This is a genomic window from Microcoleus sp. K4-B3 (assembly GCF_036704615.1).
Lineage (GTDB): Bacteria > Cyanobacteriota > Cyanobacteriia > Cyanobacteriales > Microcoleaceae > Microcoleus.
Genome location: NZ_JAUBSF010000002.1, coordinates 1 through 14,606, shown reverse-complemented (window position 1 = coordinate 14,606; position 14,606 = coordinate 1). Strand labels below are relative to the sequence as shown.

The 14,606-nt window shown below is 43.9% G+C and carries 8 protein-coding genes; 3 read left to right on the top strand and 5 right to left on the bottom strand.

All coding sequences use genetic code 11. From position 1 onward, the window contains the following. Positions 1–46: 46 nt before the first annotated feature. Positions 47–469 carry a DCC1-like thiol-disulfide oxidoreductase family protein gene (locus QUA78_RS01510; RefSeq protein WP_333302871.1) on the top strand — a complete coding sequence of 141 codons (423 nt, stop codon included), beginning with the start codon at positions 47–49 and terminating at the stop codon, positions 467–469. 180 nt (positions 470–649) lie between these two features. On the opposite strand, the gene QUA78_RS01505 is transcribed toward QUA78_RS01510, so the two are convergent. The 3 genes from QUA78_RS01505 to QUA78_RS01495 form a co-directional block, all read right to left on the bottom strand. Continuing rightward, on the bottom strand, positions 650–1,069 hold the full coding sequence (locus tag QUA78_RS01505; RefSeq protein ID WP_332960918.1) for a hypothetical protein: 420 nt from the start codon (positions 1,067–1,069) through the stop codon (positions 650–652). Between the two features lie 219 nt (positions 1,070–1,288). Further along, positions 1,289–6,742: an AAA family ATPase gene (locus QUA78_RS01500; RefSeq protein WP_333302873.1), complete on the bottom strand. Its 5,454-nt coding sequence runs from the start codon at positions 6,740–6,742 to the stop codon at positions 1,289–1,291. 307 nt (positions 6,743–7,049) lie between these two features. Further along, positions 7,050–9,437 carry a GAF domain-containing protein gene (locus tag QUA78_RS01495; RefSeq protein ID WP_333302875.1) on the bottom strand — a complete coding sequence of 796 codons (2,388 nt, stop codon included), beginning with the start codon at positions 9,435–9,437 and terminating at the stop codon, positions 7,050–7,052. A 506-nt stretch (positions 9,438–9,943) separates the two neighbouring features. On the opposite strand from QUA78_RS01495, the gene QUA78_RS01490 reads away from it, so the two are divergent. Beyond that, the gene (locus QUA78_RS01490) at positions 9,944–10,723 is read left to right on the top strand and encodes a calcium-binding protein (RefSeq protein ID WP_333302877.1); all 780 of its coding nucleotides are present in this window, start codon (positions 9,944–9,946) and stop codon (positions 10,721–10,723) included. A 477-nt stretch (positions 10,724–11,200) separates the two neighbouring features. Next, the gene (locus QUA78_RS01485; protein WP_333302879.1) at positions 11,201–12,709 is read left to right on the top strand and encodes a tetratricopeptide repeat-containing serine protease family protein; all 1,509 of its coding nucleotides are present in this window, start codon (positions 11,201–11,203) and stop codon (positions 12,707–12,709) included. Positions 12,710–13,098: 389 nt separating this feature from the next. Here the strand turns inward: QUA78_RS01485 and QUA78_RS01480 are convergent, their stop codons facing one another. Together QUA78_RS01480 and QUA78_RS01475 are read right to left on the bottom strand one after the other, a co-directional pair. Continuing rightward, positions 13,099–13,878, bottom strand: coding sequence for a Tat pathway signal protein (locus tag QUA78_RS01480; RefSeq protein ID WP_333302881.1), 780 nt, complete (start codon positions 13,876–13,878; stop codon positions 13,099–13,101). A 3-nt stretch (positions 13,879–13,881) separates the two neighbouring features. Next, positions 13,882–14,400 (bottom strand): hypothetical protein, encoded by a 519-nt coding sequence (locus QUA78_RS01475; RefSeq protein WP_333302882.1) that lies wholly within the window; start codon positions 14,398–14,400, stop codon positions 13,882–13,884. Positions 14,401–14,606: the final 206 nt, after the last annotated feature.

Genomic DNA, 14,606 nt, shown 5'->3' with positions numbered 1-14,606 from the left:
TCCCGATGCCCAATGCCCAATGCCCAATTCATTATTCCCCATAACCATGAAATATAACGTAATTTACGACGGCAATTGCAATCTCTGCGTTACCTTGGTACAGTTACTAGAAAACTTAGACCAAGGCAAGCGGTTTGAGTATATTCCCATGCAAGATTTAGAGCAATTAAATCGCTTTGGGATTACGTCTGAAGACTGCGAAATGGGGATGATTTTGATAGATGGCAACACCCCGGAACGGCGCTGGCAGGGCAGCGATGCGGCGGAGGAAATCGGGCGGATACTGCCTGCTGGCGAGGTGTTTGTGGCTGCTTACCGGGCAATGCCGGGGATGAAGTGGATGGGCGATCGCGTGTACGAACAAGTCCGCGATAACCGCTATACTTTGTTTGGCAAGCGATCGACTACTTACAAATCTGTTTATGCAGTTGGCTGTAGGTCGATCGACAATTGCGATAGTGTGAAATAACTCACTCTAAAGCACCATTCTCGCTTAACAGGCTTTCGGGCCTGTTCCACAAAAATTAAATTTTATTGTGGGCCGTTGCTCTGAGCAACGCCTCTAAAGGGATTATTACCAATGGTGCAAGATAATTGATATCAATTTACTCAGGATGTGGCGCCAAATCCCTGCTATCATCCCTGGAACTTAACTATTAAACAAACCGAATATCTCGCGGCAAAAGTCTTTGAGCTTTTGGGCTGACTCCGCAGCGGGTTCGGTTTGACCGAGAAAACTCCAATTTTCCACGGTGGAAAAGCGCCACTGCTGACCAGTATGATCGTAACCGGCCGCCTCAACCCCGATCGCCCGACGGCTTCCTTCTACCGGATCTTGGTAAAATCGGATTTGAATCAAGATGCTCCGGCTTTGCAGCAAGCGGCTTCTACCGGGGAAATGGAAGCCAATGTCGATCGAATCTGGATCTACAAGTTCCCTGGTATCCTCGTCATTCATCCAAGGCTTCAAATCGACTTTCGTATCCGGGAATTCGGACTTGAATAAATTAACAACCGCAGCAATCTTGCTGGCAACTTCTATATTTCTGGCTTGTTCGGCAGCGTTCACTCGAAAAACTCCTATCAAATACAGTTATTACATGATTTAGCTAACAATGTAACTGCATACTGCCTGCTTTAAACAGTGAACTGTGGACTATTTGATAGATCTTTAGGAATTGACAAATTTCCAAGTGTGTGTTAAGCACAAGTCATACATTTTAGATTTTAGATTTTAGATTAAACAATTGGCAATGAGTGATTCCTTAAGGGTGCGGAATCAATTTTATCAAAGCGGCAGGGCGATCGCAAATTCCGTACCTTTTCCCAGCACCGATTCACAACTCAGTTTACCGCCGTGGGTTTCTTCCACAATTTGCCTGCTAATAGACAACCCCAAACCCGTACCTTTTCCTACTCCTTTGGTAGTAAATAAATGGTCAAATATTTTCGACTTGACCTCCGATGAAATCCCTTGACCGTTATCTTGGATTTTAATCACCACGCTGTTGCTATCGTCGGAGACTTGAGTGATAATGGCGATCGTATTCGGTAAAGCTTGAATTTCAGCGTAAGTGCGGCCCTGATTGGATTCCTCAAAACAGTCGATCGCATTTGCCAGCAAATTCATAAATACCTGATTCAGTTGCCCAAAATAACATTTAACTGGCGGGATATCTCCGTATTCTTTGATGATTTTAATCGCGGGGCGAGTATCTGTAGCTTTCAGGCGATACTGTAAAATCATCAAAGTGCTATCGATGCCCTCATGAATATTTGCTGACACTTTATTCGCACTGTCAGCGCGGGAAAAAGTCCGCAAAGACGTGCTAATATTGCGGATGCGCTCTGTACCTGATTTCATAGATAAAAGCATTTTTGGCAAATCTTCGATCAAATATTCTAAATCAATCTCCGATGCTTTATCCTCTAACTCATCTCCAGGATTAGGAAATTTTTCTTGGTAAAGTTGCAAGTAATCAATCAAATCTAAGCTTGCCTCAGCAGCAGCATCAAGATTGCCCGCAATAAAACCAAGCGGATTGTTAATTTCGTGAGCAACCCCTGCAATCAAGTTGCCGAGAGCAGACATTTTTTCGCTTTGAATGAGTTGCAGTTGTGCTTGTTGCAGTTCATGGAAAGATTTTTCTAACTGTTGAGATTTCTCTTGCTCCCGCGCGTACAAACCAGCATTTTCTACGGCAATAGCAACTTGAGAAATTAACACTTTGAATACTTCTACTCTCTCTGCCGTAAAGGCTCCTACCGTCAAAGCATTTTCTAGATAAATAATTCCGCGCCCCTGAGATTGATAAATAATCGGCAAACATAGAATTGATTTTGGTTGATATTTCTGAATGTAGGTGTCCACCTTAAAAGGTTCGGCGACAGTCGCATTATCTAAAACCAGATGCTTTTGACTCCGGTGTACGTAATTAATCACAGAAAGGGGTACATCTTGACGGTTTTCTACGGGAATAGACGGTAAAAGTGTCACTTTATCATCCGCAAAACTGCCAGTAGCTTCTATGCAGAGGATATCGTTTTTCAGCAGCAGCAGCACGACTTTTTGAGCCGCCGCATTTTCTAAAATAATTTTGATTAATTTTGTCAACAATTTTTCAAGAACAATTTCACCGTTAAGGGCTTCCGCCGACTTAATAAAAGTAGCTAAGTCTAAGAAATCGCCTAAACTACTACTGGTAGTATTTCCCGTAGTTGTGCGGGTGACATCGAGGGTTGGGGTTTGAATTGTGCGCGTCTGTGCTGCTAAGAAAGGATGTGTTGATTCCAAGTGTTTAACTTTAGCTGTGGCTCCCCAATTGATATATCCATAATAGGCTTTAGTCAGATATGCTTGAAAAACTACCTCTTTACCCAAAGCTTGATAAAATTCTCCTGCTAATTCATAGGCTAATGCTTCCTCTTGAATGTAACCATTTTTGGCAGCTCCAGAAATTGCGCGATCGTACAATTCCATTGCTTCGGTATTTTGACCCAACACTCGCGCTTTCTCGGCTGCTACCAAGTCGTATTTGTGTTGATAATTCATCGGAGCATGAACTGCCCATTTTTTCATCTTCTTTTGGTTGTGCAGCACTTTTTTTAGATATTGCTTTTGTTCCCCTTTGCCAGTTGCTGGATACAAAGCAAGGAGACTGAGAGAAAAGTAAAAATTATTCACGGAAACTACATAAAGTCCGGATGCAGCTTCTGCATATTTATCAAATAACCTTGAATTTTCCAAGGCTTGCGCGTAGTTTCGGAAGATAAAATTAAGCATAGTTTTGGCATTGTAAACCACACAAACTACCATAAAGCTTTTAGCTTCTATTAAAATTTGGAGGGTTTTGAATTCATTAAAACTCTCCCCAACTAAATTGCATGGTTCGACAGTTGTGCCACACAAATTGAGGGCTGTCTGTCTCTCTACACTTATATACTGTACAGCCATTTCTAGTTGAGATTGCTGCATTAATTTCACATACTTATCAGTCTCCTGTTCAACCAGATCGAGACGCTCCCCCATCGACAGTTTATAAGTACAATATATATTAAGAGAATAAGCCGCATATTCCAAATCTCCAGTTTCCATCCCGGTTTGAAAACCTTCCTTGATATCGCCTAATCCTGACTTGAGATCGGTTTTCCATTGTTGAATAAAAGAACCAAAGACTGCATAAACTCTACTTTTGATTGAACGGGATGGAAATTTGCCTAACAGCCTAATTGCCAGTTGGCCGAATTGGTATGCCAAACTAATGTCCCCTAGCCTGCACAGAATTACGCCATAATAAACGTAGGCAATACTTGCATAAGGCGAATTGCCATATTTAATGCACAGCTTGACCATCCTAAATGTAAGCAGCGGTACCAGTAGAGGTTTGGCCTGAATAGCACTGCTGAGAATCCCTGATAAAATCCGCAAGGCTGCTTGTTTGTCAGGAGCGGTCATTTCTGGCAAGTTAGCTAAATCCTCAATTCGTTTGAATCCCAAACTTAGTTTTGTGTTGATCAGGCCAGCTACAATATTTAGCAAGGTAGGGTTGTGAGGAAAAGAAATACTTAATAGTTTCAGCACTTCCAGTCCTGTATTTAGTGCTTCTAACGGTCTATTTTGAGCATTGTAAGACTGAATTTGAAGTTCATAAACATTCACTTTTTCCAGTAAAGTTTTAGATTTTTTAAGTACGATATCGACCATATTTTTTGAATATTCATAGTTGATGTTTAAATATTCAGATTCGGCTGTTGACTCGTAAATTGCTAACGTTAAGTCATACTGACTGTGCCAACAATCCGCTGGCAATAATTCCATAGCCACCCGCAAATACCTAACAGCAGCTTCATACGCAGCAGCCGCTTTTGCCTTGCGTCCAGCAGTTAAATTTAATTTTGCTAACTGATTTTTTTCTGACTGTTGGCTAATCGTGTCAATTCCGACATTCAATTGATTGACAATATCAAAGATGTTTTCTTCTCGCTTGTCGGGTGGAGTATTCTGTAAAAGTAAGTGACCGATTTTTAAATGGGTGGATTGCTTTTGGTCTTCGGGAATTAGCGAATATGCGGCTTGCTGAACGCGATCGTGCAAAAATTTGTAACTAACCCGCGAAGTGTCTAACTTGAGATTGATTGATTCGGCTCGATCGAAAACTAAAGGAATGCGATAAGCATCGCTCAAGGGCAGAATTAACCCGGCTTGCAAAGCTGAATAAAGTTCAGTTGCTGTAGTATTAGCTGACTTTTCGCTAACAAGTGACAGCACATCTAGAGCAAATTTATCTCCCACGCAAGCTGCTAGCTTCAACACTTCTTGCGTGGGTGCGGGCAGCTTTTCAATGCGAGAAGCTACCAGTTCCACCACACTTTTATCGGTGATTCCAATGGCTTGGATTTCATCGATACTCCAATACCAGCCACTTTTACTTCCCTCATTTGTAATGTGATTAAATTCAAATTTTAAAAGAGAGTCTTGATAAAGTGCTTGGAGTAATTGAGTCAAGAAAAAAGGATTGCCACCCGTTTTATTCCAAATTAACTCGGCTAGATTTGTTACTTTTTCTGTGCAAGTGTTAAGTGTTTCAGTGACTAATTCAGTCACATTTGCTAAATCCAGCGGTTGCAGCACGATATTGTTGACTATTGTACCAGTTTTTTCAATTTCTTCTACAGTCTGAATTAAGGGGTGGGTCGGACTAACTTCATTGTCTCGATAAGCACCAATTAGCAAGAGATATTGCTGCTCTGGGTCAGTAATTAGCAATTGCATTAATTTCAATGTTGCTGAATCTGCCCACTGCAAATCGTCTAAAAATATGACTAGCGGGTGTTCTTTTTGCGCGAAAACGCGCAGAAATTCTTTGAAAAGCCGATTGAAGCGATTTTGTGCTTCTGTCGGGCTGACTTCCGGCACTTCTGGCTGTTTGCCGATGATTAATTCAACTTTTGGAATTACGTCGGCAATTACTTGCCCGTCTGTTCCCAATGCTGTTAAAATTTTAGTGCGCCATATTGCTAATGAAACTGCACTTTCTGTTAGCAATTGCCGCAGCAAGGAGTTAAATGCTTGGATTAATGAGGCATAAGGAATGTTGCGTTTAAATTGGTCAAATTTGCCGCTGATGAAGTAACCTTTTGACCTGGTAATGGGTTTGCTAACTTCGTTGACTACGGCTGATTTGCCGATGCCTGAGTAGCCTGATACTAGCATTAATTCGCTGGTTCCTGATGGGGGCAGCTTTGGTTCTAAGGTTGTTGGTTTTTCTAAGAGATTGTTGGCTAAACCCGCCCCTACACGTTCAAATGCTGCTAGCAATTGATTAACCTGATTTGCCCGACCGTACAATTTTTGGGGGATTAACAGTTGGCTGAGAATATCTAAGCGTCCGGGGATGAATTCGGCAATTGTTCCGGTTGTTTCTAACTGATGCAAACAAATTTCTAAGTCGGCTAACAATCCGGCCGCACTTTGATATCTATTTTCGGCATTCTTGGCCATCAATTTCATCACTATCTCAGAGATGGCGACAGGTATTTCGGAATTAATTTGGTGGGGATATATTGGTTGAACTGCAATGTGGCTGTAAACTATTTCTAAGGGGTCGTTGCTGGGGAAAGGCAATTTTCCTGTCAGCATTTCATATAATGTGATACCGAGGGAATAAAAGTCGGTGCGGTAGTCGAGGGTGCGGTTCATTCTCCCGGTTTGTTCGGGTGACATATAGGCTAATGTGCCTTCGACTGAGTTGGGATTGTTAAATTGCGGGTTTTCTTTGTTGAGTTTTGTGGCAATGCCGAAGTCGGTGAGTTTTACTTGTTTTGTTTGCGAGTTGATAATGATGTTGCTGGGTTTGATGTCTTTGTGGATAATGTGCTGAAAATGCAGGTATTGTAAGGCTTTGACTATTTGGATGGCGATGTTTAAATTTGCTTGCGGGCTCAAGGTTTCTCTTTCCAGCAGTTTTGCGAGGGATTCGCCGCCAAAGTCTTCTAAAACGATTCCTAATCGGTGGTCAAATGTTTCGAGACTGATGGCTTTGATGATTTGTTCGCTGTCTAAATTTTGACGGATTTGATATTCGTGTTTGAGCCTGGTAATGGCTTCGAGTGTCGGATATTCGGCTTTGAGGACTTTCAGAATTGCTGCGGACTCGTCTGTCAGTGTTTGTCCGCGATAGATTATTGTTTCGACGCCTTCGTGCAGAGTACCATTAATTTGGTATTGGGATAATTTTAACATAACTTAACTGATAGATTACAGAATATAATTATCATTAGATTAACACTACTTTCTCTTGATTTTGTGTGATTCAGCTCGTATATTTTGCGATCGAGCTCCAATCACACCGCACATACACTAAGTGAAAACGCGGCAGCGATCGTGGGTGTCAACAAACATCTTAAATGTAAGCTCGGTCTTGTGTGTGAGTCCCGAATGCTTTCGCTTCACCCTTTTTAAGGGGGGAGGGGAGCGATCGCACTCCGTCTTAAACAGAAGGAGATGGGAGCGATCGCACTCAGCCTTAAACAGGCAATTGAACGGGTTCTCAATCGATAACAACCGTAACTTCACAAATAGTAGACAGTGATTCTGGCTCTGGCAAAATACGCACGCGGGCGAATTTTAAACCGCTGACTCCTTGCAGTGATTCTACCATGCCTGTCTGAACTTTTGGCTCTACCCAGCCTTCGCGAGACAAGTAACGCAAGTATTGTTGATACTCTTCCCATTCGTCTTCGGTTGAATAAACTACGGTTAACATTCCTGGCTGGGTAATGCGCTCTTGTGCGTCTTTGTCAACGGCTTTTTCAATCCGCTTTTTCACGAGTTCGTAGCGGATGTCGCGAGTACCTTTTACGTCAAACATTTTTTCGGTGTTTTCGTTGTGAAAAATGTCGATCGTGGTATTCTGCACTAAGACTAAATGTGCGAGTTCCATGTTAATTTGAGACTCGGCTTGCAAGCGAAAAACTGCGCGGCCACAGTCGCAAATTCCTCGCAGTTGTTCGTACCGCAAACTGTGCAGATGAAACTGGCTGAATTTGGGGTCGATCGATTTTCCTGCATAAATCATGTGATCGATGCCGTCGGTGCATTCAATGTCGCAGTAGTGGGGGAGAATTTGCTGCATTTTTTCTTGCCAGCGGGCCCAGGTTTCTTGGAGTTTGGTGCTGATTAGGTTCAGCATTTGGTCGTAACGGGTACGATCGCTGTAAACGCAGTTGTGTTCGTTTTCACAGGCTGCTCGGTAAGCTTTAACGGCTGCCTGAACCTTGGAACCGCACTGCACAAAATAGTCAAAATATACTTCTAAACGGTTGTTTAAATACTCGGCTGCTCGCACCTCCATATCGACTGTTACTTTTTGTTTTAAATGCTGGATGTAGTCGAGCAAGTCGAGCCGCAGTTGCTCGCCGAGGTGGGTAGTTTGTGTTTCGCAAACGGCATCAGCGATGACTAAACCTAAGCGGAATTGTTCGAGCAAATCAGTTTGAATGGCTCGGTTTCTTTCGTCGCTAGAACCGCGAATGTCCGAAATTCCGTACAGCGGATGAACGTCAGCAAATACGATTGTTTCTGGGGGCAGTCCCCAACTTCGCCTTTCTGCTTCTTGGGTGAACCGCCACTCGACTGCGGGGTGGATGTTGTGAATGTGGGTAAAGCGCTCCTGGATGGCTTGCCGCAGGGCTGCAATGAACGCCGGAATGAGTTCTTGGGCGTGTTGAGCGTCAATGCCGTTGAAGTGGTTGGGCCGATCGCACAACAGCCCCACGACACCCAAAATCCGCTGCCCGCACCCCTCGCGGGTGACAGATTTGACTACCAGGGGCACTAGCAACATCGATCGAGTCCCCGTTTTCCGCAAAGTTCGATCGCACTCGGTTTCGCAGTCCCTGCGCAAGTCTGGCACGTTCCAAACTTGATTTGCTCCTGTGGCCTTCAAAAAGTGAGAAGCTTCTAGGGAGTGCATTGAATAAAGAATCGGCTGCAAATGTTGCCCGTCTTTTGCAACTAATAGCTGTACCTGTTCGCCGTCGGGACGCAGCAGCAAAGTGCCGTCAGCATTGAAGAGCGATCGCAAACACCGATCGATTTTCTCAAATTTGTCTGGCCCCAGCATCGAATCTTGATCGATCAATAACTGAGTCAGCCGCCGAATTTGCTCCTGCACGGTGACATCAAAACCTTCTAGCAGCAGCAAACCTTCTACGCGGTAATTATCCAACTGCAATCGATCGGCTAAATTTTCTAGTTGATTCGGCTGCATCAGCCAAGCTTCCCGTTCCGCAACAGGCATTAATCTTAAAGAAACATCCGCAAATTCATCTATTTTTGAGTCAATTCGAGTAATTTTTAACTGTTCCGAACCCAGCCAAAACTCAATAAATCTGGGTTCTCGGTGTTTGGGGTTTTTTACACTCGCCGTGACAGGTTCGTCTAGCACCCGCAAACCGTCGATGTCAATTTGATAATATTGCTTAAATACCCAGTGCAAAAGGTGGCTGCGGTACAATTGTTCTGCTGTTTTGCCGCCCCAATCCTCGAACAGTTCCAGCAGAGTGATGTCAGTTTCTGCAAACCAACCGTTGGTAGATTGAGTTGCCAAGGACGTTCCCTCCCAACCGGCCAAGCGACAAAATGCCGCGTTAGCATAACGCAGGGCAAAAGTTCCCGGTTCCATTACTGCGATTAAAACGCGGCGGTCGCCAAGAAATTGAAACAGTCGCTTTAAATCTTGTTTCCACGTTTTCAAGCGTTCAATTTCAGCAGATTGGCTGGGTACTTGACCCGCCAAAGCTTCCAGTAGCTGTTCTATACTTGGTTCGCTCGGCAGATTGTTACTGTCTTGCTCTGTTGGGGCGATATCTGTCGGTGGCAGTGATTTTACGGAGTTGTTGTTGTTTTGATGGGAAGACGATTTAGGAGTAGACATGAGTAAAACACCTGAAAGCAGTGGATTTTGCCAAAAAATGTCAGCGATCGGCGATTATGGCTTTGTAAAGAGCTTAGATCCTGTTTGTAAAGTTTGTGTGTGGGTATGGAAAACTGGGTGTTTTCTCGGACGATGAGCCCAGGGACTTTGACTTTTCTCCACAAACAACCTCTCAGCCTCGACGTTATAGGTGATATTAACGTGTTTTCCACCTGGGGGGTAACACCCATTATAAGCGGTAGACAGTAGCGGATAGTGTCAGCAACTAAAGCTATTTGACTCAGAGGTGAGATATATAGCAGGTTTGGGTTTAATGAGGCACAGCCCTGGTAATTGGTAAGTGGTAATTGGTAATTGGTAATTAGTAGTTGGCAATTGGCAAGCAGGTTTGTTGTCATTAATTTAGCAAATAAGCTGGCGATAAAAACTTAAATATACTTGCTGTTTGGCAATGCCATAATTAACATATATAATACAGCTAACAGCATTTTTGAAAGGACATAGTTATGGCTTTAACGATCAACAATCTCATCGGCGATCTGACTGGATTTCCTGTATTTTCTGGCGGCGGGCCACGTCTTTTGGGATTCGCTACACCCGATGAGATTGACGTGGAGGATGGAAATTTGTCGTCTTTTCCCTGGGGAGTTTGGGGACTCGACGGCAACGATACTATAGCAGGTTCGTCCGATTCCAACGAACGGCTGTTAGGAAATAACGGCAATGATGTTATCGGCGCTGGTGGCGGAAATGACATAATTTACGGCGGGAAAGATGACGATCGCCTGGATGGAAATGATGGCAACGACGTAGTTAGGGGCGACGCCGGAAATGACCTTATCTTTGGAGGGTTCGGGAACGATATCCTGCGGGGAGGTCAAGGAGACGACGATTTAGACGGCAATGAAGGCAACGACTTCTTAGCGGGCGATCGGGGAGTTGACGTGCTAACGGGGCGAGCCGGTGCTGACATATTTGTGCTCCGAAGCAACGAAGGATTTGGAGTCAATGGAGCCGATATCATTACAGATTTTAGGTTTGACGATGGCGATCGCATCGGTTTGACTGACGGTTTAACAGAACTAGACCTTTTCTTTGAAGACGACAATCTAATCGCTTACGAAAACGACGGAATTGTAAATGATATGGTGATTCTCAACCAAAGAGACGGACTGATTTTGGGAGTAGTTTTAAATGTGGATAACTTTGAACTTGTCGGTGCATTTGAACAAGCAAGTCCATTTGCATTGGGAGTGAATGGTTCTCAATTCCAGTTTTTGGCTTAGTTATTTGTAGGGAATTAGACGGGCAATAGAGCTAGTTCTGGGTAGGAGACACGGCAGTGCCGTGTCCCTACATATCGCGGGAAATCTATCTCTAATCAACCGTACTTTGCAGAATAGATATTAAAACAGTTATCCCTTTAAATATTCATTTACATTCCTGTATGCAGAAACCGAGTTTGATGGGGAAAAATACTGCGTCGAAGTCTTAGCTGGAGCTATAATTTTTGGGAAAATGCCTAGAAAGGTCGAAAAAAAGCTTTGAAAGTGTTTCTGGAGGCAGTGCGATGTTGTTAACCTAGAACATCTACAAATAAAGTAGGGCATAGTAATGCCGGCAATGGCGGAAATATACGAAATGTACGAAATGTCATAAAAATCGCAATCGTCCGCAAACATCCAGGGTTTCAGGTTTTCAGAAATTTTATTTTAATCTATACTATTCGGAGTATAAAAAATCTTACTCTTCAGCAATCACCTATGAATAGGGATTATTCGCGGTTTGATTCCCTCACCAGCATCCTAGCAGGAACAGTAACGGTAGCAGGAATAGTCATCTTTGCACAAGCACCCGTCTTTGCAAAAACTCCCCAAGAAATTGCACAAGTAGCGATTTCTGCCACCGTTCAAATCAACAGTACAAATCATGGTGGCGGGACAGGATTTATTATTGCCAAACAAGGCACGACTTACACTATACTGACAGCTAACCACGTTGTTGCAAATAGCCAAGCTACCTATACGATTCGCAGTCATACGGGAAAAGACTATGCAGTAACCAGTTTTGCACGATTACAAAAAAGTCAGAATGAACCCGATTTAGCAGTCGTAACATTTAACAGTACAGAATCTTATCCAGTTGTAACTTTAGGCGATTCCGCACAAGCGACAGTTGGAACAGAAATTTTTGTGTTTGGCTATCCAGGTAATTTAGCTGAAAATAAATTGGGAACTAAACGCAATTTTGAGTTTTCACCAGGCTATATTACCAGCCGTCTCCCGAATCATCCCCAAGGTTATACTTTGCGTTACAATGCTGTCACGAAAGGGGGAATGAGTGGAGGGCCTGTATTTGATGGAGAAGGGCGTGTAGTTGGGATTCACGGACAGGGCGATCGCGATTATGATTATGTCACAGATACCGATAAAAAAGTTATAACAGGTTTAGCCGATACTAAAACAGGATTTAATTCTGCAATTCCTATTAACACTTTTCTAGCTAAATTGTCGGAGGCAGGTTTAAATCGTTCTGCTATTTTGGTGAATACTTCAACCGCCGTTAATGCACCTCTGAAACTGAACAATCCCAACGATGCTAAAACTTATTACGTTCGAGGTTTAACTCGGTTTGACAAGGGAGATTTGTCAGGTGCAGTTGCCGATTTCAACCAAGCAATTCAAACTCAATCCGATTACGCGGAAGCTTATTTTTATCGAGCACTGGCTTATTCCGATTTGAGACAAATGCCCAAGAGTATCGCTGATTATAGCAAGGCGATCGCCCTAAATGCCGGTTATGTTGACGCTTACTACAATCGGGGGCTGGTTTTGTCAGCAATGGGAGATAAACCAGGGGCGATCGCAGATTATACTCAAGTCATCCGCTTGGATAGAAACTTTGCAGCAGCTTACAACAACCGAGGATTAGCACTTTCAGACTTGGGCGATCAAAAAGGGGCGATCGACGATTTCAATCAAGCGCTGCAAATTAATCCCGGTCGCGCTAACACTTATTTTAACAGAGGATTAGCGATGTTTCGCATCAATAACGATCGCTCTGCCTTAGCTGATTACACTCAAGCAATTCAACTCAATCCCAGTTATGCAAAGGCTTTTGCTAATCGAGGAATTACGTTGGTGAGAATGGGAGATAGACAAGGGGCGATCGCAGATTTCCAACAAGCTGCTAATTTATTTAGAGCTCAAGGAATGAACGATGATGCTCAAAAAGCGTTAGATTTGATTGGTCAATTGCAAAGGTCAAATTGATTTGATACAGAATATTTGTAGGGAAACGGCACTGCCGTGTCCGTATCCGCAGAAACGCAGAAAGAGGACACAGCAGTGCTGTGTCCCTACTATCGAAATAAATACAGCCGTAGGGAAACGGCACTGCCGTGTCCGTATCCGCCGTAGGGAAACGGCACTGCCGTGTCCGTATCCGCAGAAACGCAGAAAGAGGACACAGCAGTGCTGTGTCCCTACTATCGCAATAAATACAGTATCCGCCGTAGGGAAACGGCACTGCCGTGTCCGTATTCGCCGTAGGGAAACGGCACTGCCGTGTCCGTATTCGCCGTAGGGAAACGGCACTGCCGTGTCCGTATTCGCAGAAATACAGAAAGAGGATACAGCACTGCTGTGTCCCTACCGAATATCTAAAACCTCACCGTCACCAAAATCACCCGCCGAGGCTGATCTTCGGCTTCAATAGTATACTCAACACGCCCAAAACCTCTCGGCCCCGGTTCAACTAGATCGTAGCGAGATGTCACCGTACCTGCGGCTGTATCGTATTGAGCAAAAACAGCACCGGGATTCCTCCCAGCAGACGCATCCGCATCTCCTCCCCAAGAACCCCAATCATCCAATCGCGATCGAGTTGGCAATACAGAAGCCGCGATTTCTGGAGGTGTTAATCTTTGATCGGCTAAGACTTGTTGAGCGTTATGAATAGCGCACATTGTCGGCCCGGAAATTTTGGCATCGCTGTATTGATCTTCCCACTTTTGTACGAAGCCAAAGCCAACATTCGGGCCGACTTGATCCTGTCTTTGCCGCCCCCACAGCCGACTGGTATCTGATGCAAAATTAGAACCGCTGCCAGTTACGGCTAATTCGGTTCTTTTGCTAGTAAAATTGCGGCTAACAAATTCTTTGTCTGCGGTGCGAATGGCATTAGCGGCCGCTGGTTCTATTTTACTGCTAACATTAGTATTGCCTTGTAAGATTGGTGATAAAACGCCGGGGATGGGCTGTACTCCGCAATATTTTTGAATACCGTTAAAAACGCGATCGGCTGATAAGGCACTAATCGGAAATTCTAGGGAATAAGCTTCGGCAGGTTTGGGGAAAAAGATGCCGGATGTTGCGGAAGCAGCAAAAGAAGCGCCACCCCAGATTACGATACGATTAAATTGACGGCGGCTGATACTCATAATTTATCTTTTCCCTGGAGAGCCAGCCCCTGGTATAAGGTGGAATGAGAAGAAGTAGTAAAACCCATTGTTAAACGGATCGCCACAATTTGTTGCTCTGGAACAATTGATATCAATGGCTAAACTTTTGCCATTACTAACATCTACCAGCATCGTATTGACCCTTCCCTCCTTCCCTACCTGGGAAGCTACTTGATTTCCATCTACATAAACGTCTATTTTCGCAGGGGGTTTGCTATCTTGATCCCTAACTCCATACTCTATTCGGAGAGAGGCAGGACCGCTTGGAAGTTTACAAGTGAAACCAAAAGTATCTACTTTCAGAATGCTGGTGTATAGTTCTCTACCTATAGATACATCTGTCTGTTCGAGACTAGGACTTCTACCCCATCTGCCAACACAGCTTAGGTCGAATATATGAATTTGACGCTGGGCCTGTGCCACTTGTGCGCCAACTGTCGCTAAACTAAAAGACAATACCCCAGCCGAGAACAAACCGCTGAGCCACCGCACTCGCTTCATAAAAATATCCTGCTAATACCTTAATCAATTAATATAAAGGATGAGCTGTGTAGGAAAAGTCCTGACTTTAGATAGATGACAAAATCAAAAATGTCACGATTGTACGAAATGTCAGGTATAATAAATGGCGTAGTGCGATTCGTTTAATCTAAATGGATAGAAATATCCAGGGACGGTTAACCTAACCCACTGGTTAGTATAACTAA